This is a genomic window from Pantoea sp. C2G6 (assembly GCF_051336815.1).
Taxonomy (GTDB): Bacteria; Pseudomonadota; Gammaproteobacteria; order Enterobacterales; family Enterobacteriaceae; genus Pantoea.
The window spans coordinates 55,059-72,354 of record NZ_JBGMNJ010000001.1 but is presented as its reverse complement, the minus strand read 5'-3'; the positions used below and the strand labels follow the sequence as shown (position 1 = coordinate 72,354).

General features: G+C 56.9%; 12 protein-coding genes. 6 read left to right on the top strand and 6 right to left on the bottom strand.

Annotated features, from left to right (window positions below; all coding sequences use genetic code 11):
* Positions 1-556: 556 nt before the first annotated feature.
* Positions 557-1,270 carry a bacteriorhodopsin gene (locus ACCW71_RS00340; protein WP_436368842.1) on the top strand — a complete coding sequence of 238 codons (714 nt, stop codon included), beginning with the start codon at positions 557-559 and terminating at the stop codon, positions 1,268-1,270.
* A complete protein-coding gene (locus ACCW71_RS00335) occupies positions 1,267-2,076 on the top strand; it encodes a Brp/Blh family beta-carotene 15,15'-dioxygenase (protein ID WP_436368840.1) in 810 nt (269 codons plus the stop codon). The genes ACCW71_RS00340 and ACCW71_RS00335 overlap by 4 nt, the downstream gene beginning before the upstream one ends.
* A 104-nt stretch (positions 2,077-2,180) precedes the next feature.
* Here the strand turns inward: ACCW71_RS00335 and arsC are convergent, their stop codons facing one another.
* From arsC to ACCW71_RS00320, 3 genes are read right to left on the bottom strand one after another with little or no spacing between them, the layout of a single operon-like run.
* On the bottom strand, positions 2,181-2,609 hold the full coding sequence (gene arsC / locus ACCW71_RS00330) for a glutaredoxin-dependent arsenate reductase (protein WP_436368839.1): 429 nt from the start codon (positions 2,607-2,609) through the stop codon (positions 2,181-2,183).
* A 12-nt stretch (positions 2,610-2,621) separates the two neighbouring features.
* Positions 2,622-3,911, bottom strand: coding sequence for an arsenic transporter (locus tag ACCW71_RS00325; RefSeq protein ID WP_436368838.1), 1,290 nt, complete (start codon positions 3,909-3,911; stop codon positions 2,622-2,624).
* Between the two features lie 43 nt (positions 3,912-3,954).
* Positions 3,955-4,275: a metalloregulator ArsR/SmtB family transcription factor gene (locus ACCW71_RS00320; RefSeq protein ID WP_436368837.1), complete on the bottom strand. Its 321-nt coding sequence runs from the start codon at positions 4,273-4,275 to the stop codon at positions 3,955-3,957.
* An 84-nt stretch (positions 4,276-4,359) separates the two neighbouring features.
* Between ACCW71_RS00320 and arsH the strand changes: the two genes are divergently transcribed.
* Positions 4,360-5,058, top strand: a complete 699-nt coding sequence (gene arsH, locus ACCW71_RS00315) for an arsenical resistance protein ArsH (protein WP_436368836.1) — start codon at positions 4,360-4,362, stop codon at positions 5,056-5,058.
* Between the two features lie 81 nt (positions 5,059-5,139).
* On the opposite strand, the gene ACCW71_RS00310 is transcribed toward arsH, so the two are convergent.
* Both ACCW71_RS00310 and bglX read right to left on the bottom strand, forming a co-directional pair.
* Positions 5,140-6,015, bottom strand: coding sequence for an oxygenase MpaB family protein (locus ACCW71_RS00310; RefSeq protein ID WP_436368834.1), 876 nt, complete (start codon positions 6,013-6,015; stop codon positions 5,140-5,142).
* Positions 6,016-6,111: 96 nt separating this feature from the next.
* Entirely contained in the window at positions 6,112-8,409 is a 2,298-nt protein-coding gene (gene bglX, locus ACCW71_RS00305) for a beta-glucosidase BglX (protein ID WP_436368833.1), read from the bottom strand.
* A 156-nt stretch (positions 8,410-8,565) separates the two neighbouring features.
* Between bglX and dld the strand changes: the two genes are divergently transcribed.
* From dld to ACCW71_RS00290, 3 genes are all read left to right on the top strand, one after another.
* The gene (gene dld, locus ACCW71_RS00300; protein WP_436368831.1) at positions 8,566-10,269 is read left to right on the top strand and encodes a D-lactate dehydrogenase; all 1,704 of its coding nucleotides are present in this window, start codon (positions 8,566-8,568) and stop codon (positions 10,267-10,269) included.
* Positions 10,270-10,556: 287 nt separating this feature from the next.
* On the top strand, positions 10,557-11,954 hold the full coding sequence (gene chiP / locus ACCW71_RS00295; RefSeq protein ID WP_436368829.1) for a chitoporin ChiP: 1,398 nt from the start codon (positions 10,557-10,559) through the stop codon (positions 11,952-11,954).
* Positions 11,955-12,002: 48 nt separating this feature from the next.
* Entirely contained in the window at positions 12,003-14,654 is a 2,652-nt protein-coding gene (locus tag ACCW71_RS00290; RefSeq protein WP_436368828.1) for a beta-N-acetylhexosaminidase, read from the top strand.
* A 96-nt stretch (positions 14,655-14,750) separates the two neighbouring features.
* Here ACCW71_RS00290 and ACCW71_RS00285 read toward each other — a convergent pair whose 3' ends face one another.
* Positions 14,751-17,195, bottom strand: a complete 2,445-nt coding sequence (locus ACCW71_RS00285; RefSeq protein WP_436368827.1) for a DUF3772 domain-containing protein — start codon at positions 17,193-17,195, stop codon at positions 14,751-14,753.
* Between the last annotated feature and the right edge of the window lie 101 nt (positions 17,196-17,296).

Genomic DNA, 17,296 nt, shown 5'->3' with positions numbered 1-17,296 from the left:
GCGACGCTGACACGACCTTTCCTGGGAACAGCTAACCGTGAAGAGTTGAAATATCGATCAGAATCAGCTTTTAGCGAGGCAAGGTTATTTCCCTGTTATTTCTTTGGGAAAAAGAGCCCTACGCCTGGGGCGTAATGACTTTGCCCCGCCATAGCGCAGCTTATTTATTTTTCCACACCGAAATATATTTTTTGCGCTTTTCAGATAGGTCACCAGGAGATTCACCCAGCAGGATATGAATTTAATCCATTGATTTCATTATTATTAAAATAATTTTATTTACCTTATAAAAGCCTGCCGCTGAAAGAAAAGAAACCTGGAGAAACATATCTTTACACTCCTGAGATTAATTACTCAGCGTCAGAGTTAAGAAAATAATTCTATTTTGTGCGGCTTAATTCTGAAAAGGGTATCTGAATTTTATTCCTGGCAGACGAGAAATCCCGCCATATACTGAAAGCATATTCTTTACAGGAATATACTCATCATTAACAAAATTGACATAATGGCAGCCCAGCGGGCGCATGAATGATGTCTCAGCTCAGGAGAAATGAATATGGATAGAACCGCATTTATGATCGGGTTTTCGATCATGGCCATTGCGTCACTGGTTATTTACGCCACGGGTGGCAAAAAATTCCCCGCCCGCCACCATACGCTGATGCACGCATCAGTCCCTTTTATTGCCGCTACGGCTTATCTGGCCATGGCGTTTGGGTTTGGCAATCTGATACTGAATAATGGCGTTACAGTCTATCTGGCACGTTATGCTGACTGGTCAATCACTACCCCTATTTTGCTGGCCGGGCTGGTGATGCTGGCGTTTAGTGAAAACAGTAAACCGGGTGAAATGGGCGGTTTTCTGACCGCTATTATCGTGCTGGATGTGATGATGATTATCACCGGTCTGGTGTCGTCACTGGCTGAAAGCGTGACCGCAAAATGGGTCTGGTATCTCTGGTCCTGTGCAGCGTTTCTGGGGGTGGTTTACCTGCTATGGGGCCCGCTACGCACGATAGCAGCAGAGCGTGGCAACGCGCTGGCTGGTGCTTATAACAGGAATGTGGCATTGCTGACCGTCGTCTGGTTCATCTATCCGATTGTGTTTCTCGTCGGCCCTGAAGGATTGAAAATCATCACCGATCCGGTAACGATCTGGGCATTTTTAATTCTGGATGTTATTGCCAAAGTTTTCTATGCGTTTTACGCCGCGGCTAATCTCGAAAAAGCCCTCTCTCACACCCCACGTGTGGGTGCCGTCAGCAGATGATCCCGCGACAGCGCGTCGGATGGACAGGATTATGGGGGGCAGCGCTTGCTGCCTCATTTAGTCCGCTTCGCGTACAGTTGCTATTCGCGATAGTGGCGATTGGCATTATCGGTATGGCACATGGTGCCAGCGATCTGGAGGTGGTGAAGCGCGAGCGTCAGTTGCCGTTTCTTACATCTTATGGGCTGGTGATTATCGTATGCCTGATCTGGTGGCACTGCGATCCGACCCTGGCGCTGCCCGGCTTTTTGCTGGCGTCAGCTATACACTTTGCTGTTGAAGACGCACCACAGGGACACCTTGCCGAGCGTCTGGCGCGCGGTGTTAGCATGATAGCGGCCCCTGCCACCCTGCATCTGAGTGAGTTCAGAACGATTCTGCACCAGGCAGGGCTGTTCTCCGCGCTGCCCGACGCTGCCGCTTTGGCTATCGCCGTCGCCGGAGGCGTCTGTGCTATCAGCCTGATCATCGCCGGTGTTATCCGTCACGACCTGCGACTCACAGGCGGAATGCTGGCATTGCTGCTCCTTCCGGCTTTCGTGGGCTTTTCCATGGGATTCTTAATCATGCATGCGCTGCCACAAACCCGGCAGCGGCGCGATCGGCTGGGCTGCACAGGTTACATCGGTTATCTGCATGCCACCTGGCCAGTACTGACCGCTGCCATCATGCTGGCAGCGGTAACCACCTTTATGATGCTGCCCGCTGATAAAACAGGTATTCAGTCCCTGTTTGCGGCGCTGGCTGCGCTTGCAGTTCCGCATATGCTGATTACGCCCTGGTTTGAGTCACGGCATCACGAGTAAATATGCAGGCTGAATGACTCGTCCGCCTGGAGCCGACTATCAATGAGAAATGGGCATCCGCCTGGAATGCCCGAACCTGGAGCAACTAATCCGCAGCGAGTGGCCTACTCCTTCACCCGCCTTCCTGTTTCATCTGTCACTCTTTCCCCATCCTCTTTTGTAAAAGCGCCTTTCTGCTGTTCTGGCAGAATATCCAGCACGACTTCTGAAGGACGACAAAGGCGTGTGCCAAGCGGTGTCACCACTATCGGACGATTAATCAGGAGCGGATGCTCGAGCATATGATCGATCAACTGCTCATCCGTGAACCTGTCGTCAGCCAGCCCTAACAGCTCATAAGGCTCAACGTTCCTGCGCAGCAACGCCCGCACTGAAATGCCCATAGCAGCAATTAATTTTTTCAGTTCTTCACGGGCGGGAGGAGTATCAAGATAATAAATAATGTCAGGTTCATGACCGCTGTTACGGATCATCTCCAGCGTGTTACGCGAGGTGCCGCAGGCCGGGTTGTGATAAATAGTAATGTTGTTCATCTCAGTCTCTCATTACAAAGTGGCAGTCAGCCGCCATGCCAGCGCGGCCAGAGTGACAAACAGTACGGGCAGAGTCATGATAATGCCGGTACGGAAGTAATATCCCCAGCTGACGGTCATGTTTTTCCGGGCAATGACATGCAGCCACAGCAGGGTTGCCAGGCTGCCAATCGGCGTGATTTTCGGCCCTAAATCGCAGCCAATCACATTGGCATAGATCATCGCTTCTCTGACCACGCCGGTCGCATGGCTGCCATCAATCGACAATGCGCCAATCAGTACCGTCGGCATGTTGTTCATCACCGATGACATAAAAGCGGTAAGGAAGCCGGTGCCGAACGCCGCTGCCCATACGCCTTTATCTGCCAGCAGATTCAGCACCTCTGACAGATAATGAGTGAGACCAGCATTACGCAGGCCATAGACCGTCAGATACATGCCCAGCGAGAAAATAACGATCTGCCAGGGCGCGCCACGCAACACCTTTCCGGTGTTAATCACCTGACCTCTTTTCGCTACCGCCAGCAATAAAACGGCGCCCGCCGCGGCTATGGCGCTGACAGGGACCCCCAGTGGTTCCAGTATGAAAAAACCGATAAGCAGCAGCAACAGGACAATCCAGCCAGCCCGGAAGGTTGCCGGATCCTTTATCGCACTGGCAGGCTCGCTCAGCCGCGCGACGTCATACCTCGCCGGAATATCCCGGCGGAAGAACAGATGCAGCATCAACAGCGTGGCTGCAATAGCAGCCATATTCACCGGAACCATCACAGACGCATACTGCCTGAAGCTCAGATGGAAGAAATCAGCCGAGACGATATTCACCAGGTTAGAGACGATCAATGGCAGACTGGCGGTATCGGCAATAAAACCCGCCGCCATGACAAAGGCCAGCGTTGTCTCCCGGCTGAACCCCAGCGCCAGCAACATCGAAATCACAATCGGTGTCAGAATCAGCGCAGCGCCGTCGTTAGCAAAGAGCGCAGCGACCGCGGCACCGAGCAGAACTATCCAGCTAAACAGCAGGCGTCCACGTCCATTACCCCAGCGTGAGACATGTAGCGCGGCCCATTCAAAGAAACCTGACTCATCGAGCAGCAGGCTGATAATGATCACCGCAATAAAGGCGGTCGTCGCATTCCAGACCATGTCCCAGACGACAGGAATATCGCCGATATGAATCACGCCGCTACTCAGCGCCAGCACGGCCCCGATAGTAGCGCTCCAGCCGATACTGAGGCCTCCGGGTTGCCAGATCACCAGTATCAGAGTTAAAAGAAAAATAGCGCCAGCCAAAAGCATTCCCGCCCCCTTTACATATGTTTTTACGAATATATCAGACGTTTCAGCAGACGGTGCTGGCGGCCTTTTTCAGCCATGTCCGCACCTCCTCCCGCAGACACTGCCAGGAAGTGGTGATGGTTTCAGCGGCCCAGGCTGGCATGTGGGGTGACAGCCGATAGTAGATCCATTTGCCTTCCCGACGATCCAGCACCAGGCCAGATTGGCGTAAAATCGCCATGTGACGCGATATTTTAGGCTGTGAAGCAGCGGTGGCTGCGCAAAGATCACAGACGCAGAGTTCACCAGCCTCGCGGAGTAACATGACAATAGCGAGCCGGGTTTCATCCGACAGCACTTTGAAAAGCTGAACAGGTTGTCGCATTTTTTACCCCATTCCTTTTAGAATACACATATGTTAAATCATATTTGTTAAATTGAAAGTTATCCGCCTGTTTCGGAGGAAAAAATGGAGCAATTCCCAGCCCTGGACGCTGAATGTTTTGACCAGCACATCGGTCAGCGTCTCTCTTTGCAAACACCGCCACGAATTCTGATCCTCTATGGCTCAGTAAGAGAGCGCTCCTACAGTCGCTTTGCCGCGCAGGAGGCTGGCCGTCTGCTGACGGCGATGGGTGCAGAGGTAAGACTGTTTAACCCCTCGGGTTTGCCTCTGCCGGACGACGCCCCGGCTACCCACCCTAAAGTCGCCGAGCTGCGCGGTCTGGTCAGATGGTGTGACGGGATGGTGTGGAGCTCGCCGGAGCGGCATGGCGCAATGAGTGCAATTATGAAAGCGCAGATAGACTGGATACCACTGAGTGAAGGTGCGGTTCGCCCGACTCAGGGCAAAACGCTGGCGGTGATGCAGGTCTGTGGCGGGTCGCAATCCTTTAACGCGGTGAACCAGATGCGTATTCTGGGGCGCTGGATGCGGATGTTCACTATTCCCAATCAATCTTCAGTGGCAAAAGCCTGGCAGGAATTTGATGAGAGCGGACGGATGAAACCCTCTTCCTGGTACGATCGTATTGTCGATGTCGCTGAAGAACTGTTTAAAATCACCCTGCTGCTCAGGGGGCAAACCGATTATCTGGCCGATCGCTACAGTGAACGAAAAGAGAGTCATCAGGCGCTTTCAGCCCGCGTCAATCAGGAGAAAATATAACGCCGCATCGATTTATACTGCGGCTCTGTTCATCCGCGTCCGCGCCTGGCGGCAAGGGCTTTTACCCGCGGATGAACACCCTCACCCTACCTTCCTCCCCATCCTCACCATCGCCCGATACCAGGCCCCGCGCTGAATCGACCAGCGTAAGCCAACGGCGATGGTATTAATCTGTTGATCAATCACCGCCTGCTGCCAGCGGCCCATCGCCCCGCCCGACATCGCCTGCGCCCAGTCTGGCATCAGCCCGAATCCCGACTTCAGCATCACCTTCATTACCGGTTTCGCCTGCCAGCTCGGTGCGGGCGCATTCATCAGCAGGCGCGTCACTTCGGCGGTACGCTGATCAAAGCGCAGTTCGGCCCGCATCCGTTGCAGATAGGCCGCGACTTCGGTCACGCTTTTCGGCACCTGCTCCGCCCCCAGCGCTTCGGCAATCAGCGCCGCTTCCTGATAGTACTGATCCTGTTCGGCGCGGCTGAGCCGGGGGTTTTTGTAACGCAGATGGGCGGCGAGAAACCGGCTGGTCTCCGCCACATGCACCCAGGTCAGCAGATGCGGATCGCTGGCGGCATAGGGTTTACCTTCACTGTCCACACCGCTGACTTTAAGGTGAATACGCTTCACGCGGTCAATCAGCGTCTGCGCATCTTCACGGTTGCCGTAGGTGGTCACGGCGATGAACTGACTGGTACGCCGCAGGCGACCCATCATATCCTGGCGGAAATTGGAGTGATCCCAGACGCCCGCCAGCGCCGCCGGATGCAGCATCTGGAGCAGCAGCGCGCTGATCCCGCCGCACATCATTGAGGTGAAGTCACCGTGTACCCGCCAGATCACGCTGTCCGGGCCAAACAGGCCGGGATCGCCGGGCGGCTGAGAGAGGTCAAATTCATTCATAGACAGGCCATTAAGGCGGAAGACCTGCTGCTGAATGCGGTCACGCAGATTGATCATAGCGGCTCTGATAGTGAATATGATGCGCCGCGCCGCAGCAGGACGCTGACAGCGCGGCGCATCACCCTCCCCTGCATTCAGGGGAGAGAGTGGCGGTTAGAGATAATTAAACTGTGCATCCTGAGTACGGACCGAATCAAGCCCAATCATCACGTTGAACTTGCCGGGCTCTGCCACATGCTGCATCTGCTGGTTCCAGAACTTCAGGGCATCCACGTCGATTTTAAAGGTCACGGTCTGCGACTCGCCCGCTTTCAACATAATGCGCTTAAAGCCACGCAGCTCCTGCACCGGACGGCTGATGGAAGCGACCGGATCGTTCAGGTACATCTGCACCACGGTCGCACCGTCGCGCTGTCCGCTGTTGGTGACGGTGACGCTGGCCTCAACCGTGCCGTTACGCGGCATGGTGGGCGACGAAAGTTTTACCGGCGATACAGTGAACGTGGTGTAACTCAGGCCGTAACCAAACGGATAGAGCGGACCGTTAACCGCGTCGTAGTAGTGCGACGTGTACTTGTTCGGCTTCGCGAAGTTGTAAGGACGACCGGTTGGCAGATGGTTGTAGTAGATCGGAATCTGACCCACCGAACGCGGGAAGGAGACCGGCAGTTTGCCCGACGGGTTATAGTCACCAAACAGCACATCGGCAATCGCGTTACCGCCTTCAGTGCCGCTGAACCAGGTTTCCAGCATTGCGTCGGCCATGCGATCTTCATTTACCACCGCCAGCGGACGACCGTTCATCAGCACAATCACCAGCGGCTTACCGGTGGCTTTCAGTGCGGCTAACAGCTTCTGCTGGCTCGGTGGGATCACCAGGTCGCTGCGGCTGGAGGCTTCGTGCGCCATCCCCTGCGCTTCGCCGACGGCGGCCACTACCACATCAGCCTGTTTCGCTTTCGCCACGGCGTCATCGATCAGCTGCTGCGGTGAGCGTGGATCGACCGATACCGCCTGCTCATAGAGATTGAGGAAGTCCTGAATCCCTTTGTTGTCGGAAACGTTGGCCCCTTTCTCATACAGCACTGTCGCTTTGCCCTCGGTGGCATTGCGCATCCCCTGAAGCAGAGTGACCGATTGCTTCGCCACACCCGCCGCGGACCAGCTGCCCATGATGTCGCGCTGACTGTCGGCCAGCGGACCAATCAGGGCGATGGTGCCCGATTTTTTCAGCGGCAGCGTTTCCAGCCGGTTTTTCAGCAGTACGATACTTTTACGTGCCACATCGCGCGCTTCCGCCCGGTGCAGGCGGCTTTCCGCGTTGGTATCCTGCGGATCGCTCTCTTTCGGACCGAGATGGCTGTAGGGATCGTTAAACAGGCCCATGTCATATTTAACGTTGAGCACGTGGCGTGCCGCGTCATCGATTTCAGCCATGCTGACCTGGCCGCTCTTCACCAGATCGGGCAGGTATTTGCTGTAATATTCGTCGCTCATGCTCATATCGACGCCTGACTTCAGCGCGATACGCACCGCATCCTGCGGATCGCTGGCGACGCCATGTTTGATCAGCTCTTTAATCGCGCCGTGATCGCTGATGGTGATGCCTTTGAATTTCCACTTATCGCGCAGCAGATCTTTCAGCAGCCAGCTATCGGCGGTGGCCGGTACGCCATTAATGGAGTTGAGCGACACCATTACGCCGCCGCTGCCGGCATCCAGTGACGCCTTATAGGGCGGCAGATAATCCTGGAACATACGCTGCGGGCTCATGTCGACGGTGTTGTAATCGCGTCCGCCCTCTACCGCGCCATAGAGCGCGAAGTGCTTGACGCTGGTCATGATGTGGTAACGATCGGCAGCGCTTTTGCCCTGCATCGCCTGCACCATGCTGCGACCCATCTCGCCGGTGAGGTAAGTGTCTTCGCCAAAGCCTTCGGAGCCACGACCCCAGCGCGGTTCACGGCTGACATCCACCATCGGTGCCCAGGTCATATTCAGACCATCGTCAGCCGCTTCATAGGCGGAAACCCGTCCCACTTCCTTCACCGCATCCAGATCCCAGCTGGCTGCCAGGCCCAGGGGGATCGGAAAAATGGTGCGCTGGCCGTGGATCACGTCAAACGCAAAAAACAGTGGGATCTTCAGGCGGCTGAGCTGCATCGCCTGATCCTGCATGGCGCGAATATCCTGACGGGTCACGGTGTTAAAAATCGCGCCGACCTGACTTTTCTGGATCATATCGCGAATGGCTTCTTTCGGATTATCCGGTCCGACACTGATTAAACGCAGCTGGCCGATCTTCTCGTCCAGCGTCATTTTTTTAAGCAGTTGGTTAACGAAGGCATCCCGCGCCTGTTCGGTCATCGGGTGGTTACCTGACACTGACTCCGCCAATGCCGGTTGCATTGCAAGGGAGACAGCGAGACTAACAGAGTAAATCCATTTCATCAGTTTGGGTTCTCTTAAGTAACTGCGCAATATCGTATTAACAGGCGGCAGTGTGCCACAAGATGAGAATAGCAGGTAGCGTGACTGTGTCACACTGCGTTGCTGTGCGTTGACGTGCTACAGTTAGGGCGCATTGACAAGACAAGGGAATTGCCCATGACACAGACCTCTGCCCTGCTTTCTGATTTACGCCGCCTGGTCGGCCCCACCCATCTGCTGACTGAACCTGAACAGACCGCCCGCTACCGTAAAGGCTTTCGCTCCGGCGAAGGTGACGCGCTGGCGGTGGTGTTTCCCGGTACGCTGCTGGAATTATGGCGGGTACTGCAAACGCTGGTCAGCGCCGATGTCATTATTCTGATGCAGGCGGCGAATACCGGCCTGACCGAAGGCTCGACGCCGCACGGCAGCGATTACGATCGCCCGCTGGTGATCATCAGCACCCGGCGGCTGGATAAGCTCCAGCTGATCGATCAGGGCAGGCAGGTACTGGCGTTTCCTGGCAGCACGCTCTATCAGCTGGAGAAAGTGCTGAAGCCGCTGGGACGGGAGCCGCACTCGGTGATTGGCTCCTCATGTATTGGTGCCTCGGTGCTGGGCGGCGTCTGTAACAACTCTGGTGGATCGCTGATTAAGCGCGGTCCGGCCTACAGTGAGATGGCGCTGTATGCGCAGATCGATGCGCAGGGCAAACTGAAGCTGGTCAACCATCTCGGTATCGATCTGGGCGCGTCGCCGGAAGAGATTCTGGGACGGCTGGATGACGATCGCTGGCAGCCAGACGATGTGCAGCACGATGGCCGTCACGCCTCCGACCATGAATATGCCGATCGGGTTCGCGACGTGGACGCGGATACGCCCGCCCGCTATAACGCCGATGCGCGCCGTCTGTTTGAGGCCTCCGGCTGTGCCGGTAAGCTGGCGGTGTTTGCCGTCCGGCTCGATACCTTTGCCAGCGAACCGCAACAGCAGGTGTTCTATATCGGCACCAACGATCCCGCGGTGCTGAGCGATCTGCGCCGCCACATCCTGGCGCATTTCAACCATCTGCCGGTGGCCGGTGAATATATGCATCGCGACATCTACGACATCGCGGAGGTTTACGGTAAAGATACCTTCCTGATGATCGACAAACTCGGCACCGACAGGATGCCGCTGTTTTTCACCCTGAAGGGGCGGATAGATGCCTGGCTCGGCAAGCTCTCCTTTGTTAAACCGCACTTCAGCGATCGGCTGTTACAGCGCCTGAGCCGGTTGTTTCCGGCGCATCTGCCCAAACGGATGAAGCAGTACCGCGACAAATATGAACACCATCTGATGCTGAAGATGTCCGGTGAGGGCGTCGCGGAAGCGCGTGACTATCTGCGCGACTACTTCCGCGAAGGCGGCGGTGAATTCTTCGAGTGTGAAGGAAAAGAGGGCGCACACGCCTTTCTGCATCGCTTCGCGGCGGCGGGCGCGGCCGTGCGCTATCACGCGGTTCACGCCGATGAGGTCGAGGATATTCTGGCGCTGGATATTGCGCTGCGCCGCAACGATCCCGACTGGTTTGAAACCCTGCCTGACGCTCTTCAGGCGTCGCTGAGCCACCGTCTCTACTATGGACACTTCTTCTGTCATGTCTTTCATCAGGATTACATCGTCAGGAAAGGGGTCGATGTGCATGCGTTGAAAGCGGAGATGCTGGTGATTTTGCAGGCGCGGGGCGCGGAGTATCCCGCGGAGCACAATGTCGGCCATCTCTACCAGGCGAAACCGCAGCTGGCGGCGTTTTATCGCCAGCTCGATCCCACCAACAGTTTTAATCCGGGGATTGGCAAAACCAGTAAACAGAAGGGATGGGCGGTGAAGCAGATTTAAGCCTGACCGCGCTGTCATCTTCCCGCCTGCTTCCCGGAGCAGGCGGGCCACAGCGGGTTACAGCTCACCATCCTTTACAACAACCCACCCCACATCAGATAACATCTCTCCCAAAAACAATTCATCTACTTTCCCAAACTGCCATCTCTTAATTATTCACGCTCAGGTTCTGCGTAACCTCTCACAAATGATCGCGTTGCAGATTGATAATTCGCGTCGCGAAAAATAGATTAGCAGCAGAAAAATTCGGAGCAGTCATTTGCGCAATTCATTCAGGGAGGAGTGGTATGCGTCGCATTAATTATGCGTTAACGTTACTGGAAATCATCACGCTGACATCCGTGCCGTCGGCACTTAATTTATCGCCCGCTTATGCGGCTGGCTTTATCGACGACTCAACGCTTAGCGGCAATATATTTTACTGGCAACGCCAGCGCGACAGAAAAGAAACTGACCCGGCAAATGGTCAGTCAGGGAAATATCACGCCAATCTGCATCACGCCACGCTTAACAGTAATCTCGATTATCAGTCAGGCTATGCCGCCGAGTGGATTGGTCTGGATGTCGCGCTGTTTGGCGCGGCTGAACTCGCCCATAGCGGGCCGGCCGCCCCTAATGAAATAGGCTTCAGCAAGGCACGCACCCGCTGGGATGAAAAATGGAATGGTGACGCCAGCGGTGCCGCAATCTATAAAGCGGCGCTGAAAATGAAATACAGCGATTACTGGTTGCGGGCCGGATATATTCAGCCCAGCGGTCAGACTTTAATTGCCTCGCACTGGAGTTTTCTGCCAGGCACTTATCGCGGAGCCGAAGTGGGCGCGCTTTATGATTTTGACCAGGCCGGTGCATTATCTTTTTCCTGGCTGTGGAGTGATCGATATAAAGCGCCCTGGTATCGTGATCTCTATCGTTTCCGCCAGGCCGACGGCGAAACCCATATCCGCTACCTGCACTCCTTCGGCATGAAATATGACTTTAAAAATAATCTGGTGCTTGAAGGCGCTTTTGGTCAGGCCGCCAGTTATATGGACCAATATTTCGCTAAAGCCGCCTGGTCAGCCCGCGCGGACGGTGAAGGGCTGCGTACCAGCTATCAGTTTTACGGCGCGCACGACAACGTCACCGGGGGTGCCAGCAATGCGCGCGATGTCTACGATGGCCTGGCCTGGTTACAGGCGCTGACTTTCGGCTACACCCGCGGACCGGTTGATCTGCGGCTGGAGGGAACCTGGGTCAAAGCGGAAGGCAACCAGGGCTTCTTTCTGCAACGCATGACGCCAGGCTACGCCAGCTCCAATGGACGACTCGATATCTGGTGGGATGCCCGCTCTGACTGGAACGCCAATGGCGAGAAAGCGGTTTTTGCCGGTGCCATGCTCGACTTATCGCCGTGGCAGCTGGCGGGATGGAAAGTGGGCGCCTCTTACGTCTGGGGCTGGGATGCGAAACCCGCCACGCTCCCTACCGTTGACCAGAGTCAGCGGCTGAAAGAGTCCGCCTGGAACCTCGATCTGGCCTATCAAATCCAGCAGGGTCGCGCCAAAGATACCCTGTTCAAACTGCACTACACCCGCTACGACAATCACAGCAATCTGCCCAGCTACAGCGGCGGCTACGGCAACATTTTTCAGGATGAGAAGGACATTAAATTTATGGTCATTGCGCCCTTTACTCTGTTCTGACGCCGTGACGCGGCCCCGAAAATCTCTTCAGCAGCAAGGATGAACACTATGTCACGATTAAGCCTTATAGCGCTCAGCTTACTGGGCGCTGCCCTGTCAAGCCACGCCAGCCTCTCCGATCAGCAGCTGGTCGATCAAATCAGTCAGTTCGGCGTCACCTATCAGGTCACCGACAATCAGGCCGCGCTGCACGGCGTCGACTGCGCCGCGACAGGCGCCGACTATGCCGCCTGTAACCGCGCCACCATTACCCTGACCAACCACGGTCCGGCGCTGACCGACAGACACTGGGCGATCTACATGAGCAATGTCCACCAGACGCTGCGCGTGGATAACGATCAGTTTAAGATGACGCACGTGGTCGGCGACTTAACCCGGCTGGAGCCGACTGAAGAGTTCACCGGTATCGGCGCGGGTGAATCGGTAGAGATCCCGATTATCAACGAATACTGGCAGCTGTTTATCACCGATGTGATGCCGCGCTGGTATGTCACCGCCGGAGAGGCCGCGCCGCAGATTATCGCCGCGACCGATCACGAAGATCTCACCCGGTTTGTGCTGCCGCTGGGAGATAACTGGCGGCGCAGCGCCGACGATCAGAACATCCTGATGCAGCCCGTCAGCCGTTTTGACAAGAACAGCGATGTCGCCACCCTGCCCGCCTCCGCACTGCGCGGCCAGATCCTGCCGACGCCGCTGGAGGTGAAACTTCGCCCGCATGATGCCGACCTCAGCCGCGGCGTGACGCTGTCGCTTAGCGGGCTGACTGACGCCAGCCGTGACGCGGTGCAGCAGCGTCTGACCCTGCTCGGCCTGCCACAGCAGCCTGGCGGCTATGCCATCACCACAGAGGTGCGGCCAGGCCGCTTCAACGGCAAGCGGGCGCTCCCCGGGGCGTACGATCTCGACATTACCACCCGCGGCGCTAAGGTCGTCGGCTACGATGCCGCCGGAGCCTTTTATGGTCTGATGTCGCTTCTCTCACTGGTACCGGCAGAGGGAACGCCACGTATCGCTACGCTGGAGGCGCATGATGCGCCCCGCTTCGCCTGGCGCGGTGCCTTTCTCGATGTCGCCCGCAATTTCCACAGTAAACAGGCGATATTCCGGCTGCTCGACCAGATGGCCGCCTGGAAAATGAACCGCTTTCACTTCCACCTCAGCGATGATGAAGGGTGGCGGATTGAAATTCCGGGCTTACCGGAACTCACCGGAGTCGGCGGCAAGCGCTGCCACGATCTGACCGAACAGCGCTGTCTGCTGCCGCAGCTCGGTTCCGGCCCGTTCAGCGACAACAACGGCAGCGGCTACTTTAGTCGGGCCGACTACATTGAGATAGTGAAATACGCCCAGGCCCGTCACATTACGGTGGTGCCGGAAATCGACATGCCAGCGCATGCGCGTGCGGCGGTGATCTCGATGGAGGCGCGCTATCAGCGCCTGATGCAGGCGGGCCAGCCGGATGAGGCGAATCGCTATCGCCTGCTCGATCCCACCGACGATTCGAACACTACCTCGGTCCAGCTCTATGACCGCACCAGCTATCTCAATCCCTGCATTGAAAGCGCACCGCGTTTTGTCGACAAGGTAATCAGTGAGATCCAGGCGATGCATCAGGAGGCGGGACAGCCGCTGACGATCTGGCATTTTGGCGGCGACGAGGCAAAAAATATTCGTCTGGGGGCGGGCTACTCAGACCTGCGCGATCCGAAACCGGGCACCGGGCTGCGCGACTGGCGTAAAGAGGATCAGCCCTGGTCGAAATCACAGGTCTGTCAGGCGCTGGTGAAGAGCGGCAAGGTGCAGGATCTGTCGCATCTGCCGAGCTATTTTGCCCTGAAGGTAAGTGAGATTGTCCACCAGCATGGCATCCACAAAATGCAGGCATGGCAGGATGGGTTAAAAGAGGCAAAAGATGCGCAGGCTTTCGCCACGCCACGGGTCGGAGTCAATTTCTGGGACACCCTCTACTGGGGCGGGTTTGACAGCGCCAGCGACTGGACGCAGAAAGGCTACGATGTGGTGATCTCCAGCCCCGACTACCTCTATCTCGATTTCCCGTCGGAGGTTAACCCGCTGGAGCGCGGCTACTACTGGGGCACCCGCTTCAATGATGAACGCAAAATATTTGGCTTCGCCCCCGATAACCTGCCGCAGAATGCCGAAACCTCGGTGGATCGCGATGGCAAAAACTTCAGCGCCAAATCAGACAAGGTCTGGGGCGGCGCTTACGGCATATCGGCCCAGCTCTGGAGTGAAACCGTGCGCACCGACGCCCAGATGGAGCAGATGATCTACCCCCGGCTGCTGGCGGTCGCCGAACGCAGCTGGCACCGCGCCAGCTGGGAGCTGGATTACCGGGCAGGCCGGGAGTTCAGCGGCGGCGTGACCCACCATGTCGACCAGCAGGCGCGCCTGCGTGACTGGCAGCGATTCGCCAACCTGCTGGGCCAGCGCGAGCTGGCGAAGCTGGATAAGGCTGGCATCGCCTATCGCCTGCCGGTGCCTGGGGCAAAAGTGGTGGCTGGCGTGCTCTCCATGAACGCGGCGTTACCGGGTGTCGCGCTGGAGTACAGTCTGGATAACGGGGCGAGCTGGCAGCGCTACGACGCCAGCCAGCCGCCCCAGGTCAGCGGTGAGGTCGCGATCCGTGCAGTCAGCCGTGACGGCCAGCGCACCAGCCGGGTAGAAACCCTGTAAGCCGGGAGCCGCCTATCCGCTGTGGCGGCACGGACTCAGCCAAAAAAAAAGGCCGACATCTGTCGGCCTGTTATCGTTAAAGCGGTTTAAAGCGGTTTAAAGCGGTTTCTCTTCGGCGTCCGGCTCCATCGCCAGTTGCTGACGGCGCTCGATAATCATGGTCTGCGGCGTCGACAGCAGAATGCCCTCTTTGCGCAGGCGCGTCAGAATATCGAACAGCAGATCGCTTTTCGCGCCAGAAATCTGCCGCTGACCCGCCACGTTACCGGTGACGCTCAGCACAATCCCCTGCTGCGTCAGATCCTTAAACGAGACCGACGGCTCCGGCGTCTCCAGAATGCGTTCGTTCTCGTTATAGACCTCCAGCAGAATATCGCGCACTTTCACCGGGTCGATATTCAGCGGGAAGGTGAGCGTAATAGTGACGACGCCCTGGGCATTGCCCATGGTCGCATTGCGCACGTTCTGCGAGATAAACTGCGAGTTAGGCACTATCACGGTCGATTTGTCGCCCAGCTGGATCTCGGTGGCGCGCACATTGATGCGGCGAATATCCCCTTCAATGCCGCTGATGGTCACCAGATCGCCCACTTTCACCGGCCGTTCGGTCAGCAGGATCAGCCCCGAGATAAAGTTCTTCACAATCTCCTGCAAGCCAAAACCGATACCGACCGACAGGGCGCTGACAATCCAGGCCAGCTTATTCCACTGCAACCCCATAATCGACAGGGTCAGCAGGATAACCAGCACAAAACCGATGTTGCTGAACAGCGTCACCAGGGAGACCCGCATCCCCACATCCATGGTGGTTTTCGGCAGGAAATCGCTGTCCAGCCAGCGGCGTACCGTGCGCAGCACATAGATGCCCACAATCAGGCAGATCAGCGCATTCACCATGTGCGCCGGCACAATATTCAGTGACTCCAGTCCTTTACCGCCCCAGAACTCAATCACTTTTTGCAGCAGTTCAATCGGCGTTGAGGAGGCAAAAGTGCCGTTGAGCAGCGCCAGCACCACAAACAGCACCAGCACGGTTTTACCGAGCGCCGTCAGCAGCGTGGCGGTCTGTTGCAGATGACGCTCATTGATGTTGAGCGAACTCTGAATGCGCCGACCGGTGGCGTTACTGGTTGAGAAGAGGCTCTCACAGCCGTCACTGAGCAGATGGCTGAGGAAGTAGAACGAGCCAAACAGCAGGCCACACCAGATCACCTCATAACTCAGGAAGCGCGCCAGCGTGACATAGCCGATCAGCAGCGACACCAGGATGGCGATGGCCGTCAGGGTCAGGCCCATCTGAATCAGCCCGACCAGGGTCGAGCGGGCCTCCGGCGGCGTGCCCGCCTGGGTCAGTCGGCGGCGCACCCGGTTGGTCCGCATGCTGATCGCCAGCGCGGTGGAACCAATCAACAGAGCGGTCAGGCCGTTAGCAAAAATGGTGGTGTTAAGGCTGGTGCCCACGCTGTAGTTGAACGCTTCCACCGTCTGGAAAATAAACACCAGCACCGCAGTAATCGGTGGAAAGGGTTTCAGCGCCATCGCCACTTCATTGGAGATGGTCGGCAGGCGCCAGCTGGGACGACGGGTGGAGAGGAAAGCCCGCCCCAGGCCCGCAATCAGACCGCAGAAGACGCTGAGCTGCACCAGGCGATCAACGAAATCCTGAACGTTTTCAGAGACCTCATCGCGGCGGGTAAAGGCCAGCGAGATAAAGTTAAAGGTCAGCACCACCGCCGCCAGCGTGGTGAGCGCTATCGCCGCCGCCAGAAAACTGCGGCGTAACCGCCCTTCCGGCAGTTTGTGGATGCTGACCCAGGCGAGAAACTCCTCGCCGTAGCGACGCCCCACCGTCATCACCAGCAGAGCGGCCAGCAGCCAGAATACGCTGCCCACGCGCCAGCCCGGCTCCCAGGAGAGCGCCGCCGTGTCCTGTAGCTCCTGGAGGAACTCACCAATCTTCTCGCCATCCAGATCCTGACTGTTAATCAGCGGAGACCAGAAGCGTGCGCCCAGAATGGTGCCGGAGTTGAGTGCCAGCTGGCTTTTCAGCTGATCGCGCCGCAGGTTCACAATCTGCGACGAGAGCATCAGCGCACTGTTTTTAATGGTTTCAGCCTGCTTAATCTGATCGTCGAGTTTGCTTTTCTGACTCTCCAGCGCGTTACGCTTGCGCGTCACTTCCGGGGTCTCTTTCACACCGCTGTCAGCCTTGGGTGCCGGACCCAGTACCGCCAGCTGCGCATCCAGCTGCTGGCGATCGGGGATCAGCGCCTGGCCCAGGGTTTCGGCGTTGCCTGACAGCTCCAGCGCCATTTCATTCAGCTGGGTCAGCTTATTTTCGCTGGTGTCGCCTGAGACCTGGCTTTTGATTTTGTCGAGGATCTTCTGCATTTTCGGCAGTTCAACCGCGGCATTCAGCTTCGGCGGAGCATCCTGTTCCTGGTCAGCGCTGGCCGTATCATCCGCGGCCAGCGTCAGCGCCGGGGCAAAGGCCACCAGCGCCAGCATTAACAATGCAAAAAAGGATCGTAGCTTAAACATATGAGTAAGATTCCGGCAGCATAATCAGGCGATCTTCCCTCGCCAGTGGCGCGTAGTGTAGGGCTTTGCAAGGGAGGAAACTATAGGAATAGCGGGCAATT

Bases quoted from the DNA above. Each gene is read 5' to 3' on its own strand.
- arsC (WP_436368839.1), bottom strand. From the start codon at position 2,609: ATGAACAACATTACTATTTATCACAACCCGGCCTGCGGCACCTCGCGT.
- bglX (WP_436368833.1), bottom strand. From the start codon at position 8,409: ATGAAATGGATTTACTCTGTTAGTCTCGCTGTCTCCCTTGCAATGCAA.
- ACCW71_RS00290 (WP_436368828.1), top strand. From the start codon at position 12,003: ATGTCACGATTAAGCCTTATAGCGCTCAGCTTACTGGGCGCTGCCCTG.
- ACCW71_RS00325 (WP_436368838.1), bottom strand. From the start codon at position 3,911: ATGCTTTTGGCTGGCGCTATTTTTCTTTTAACTCTGATACTGGTGATC.
- ACCW71_RS00310 (WP_436368834.1), bottom strand. From the start codon at position 6,015: ATGATCAATCTGCGTGACCGCATTCAGCAGCAGGTCTTCCGCCTTAAT.
- ACCW71_RS00335 (WP_436368840.1), top strand. From the start codon at position 1,267: ATGATCCCGCGACAGCGCGTCGGATGGACAGGATTATGGGGGGCAGCG.
- ACCW71_RS00320 (WP_436368837.1), bottom strand. From the start codon at position 4,275: ATGCGACAACCTGTTCAGCTTTTCAAAGTGCTGTCGGATGAAACCCGG.
- dld (WP_436368831.1), top strand. From the start codon at position 8,566: ATGACACAGACCTCTGCCCTGCTTTCTGATTTACGCCGCCTGGTCGGC.
- chiP (WP_436368829.1), top strand. From the start codon at position 10,557: ATGCGTCGCATTAATTATGCGTTAACGTTACTGGAAATCATCACGCTG.
- ACCW71_RS00285 (WP_436368827.1), bottom strand. From the start codon at position 17,195: ATGTTTAAGCTACGATCCTTTTTTGCATTGTTAATGCTGGCGCTGGTG.
- arsH (WP_436368836.1), top strand. From the start codon at position 4,360: ATGGAGCAATTCCCAGCCCTGGACGCTGAATGTTTTGACCAGCACATC.
- ACCW71_RS00340 (WP_436368842.1), top strand. From the start codon at position 557: ATGGATAGAACCGCATTTATGATCGGGTTTTCGATCATGGCCATTGCG.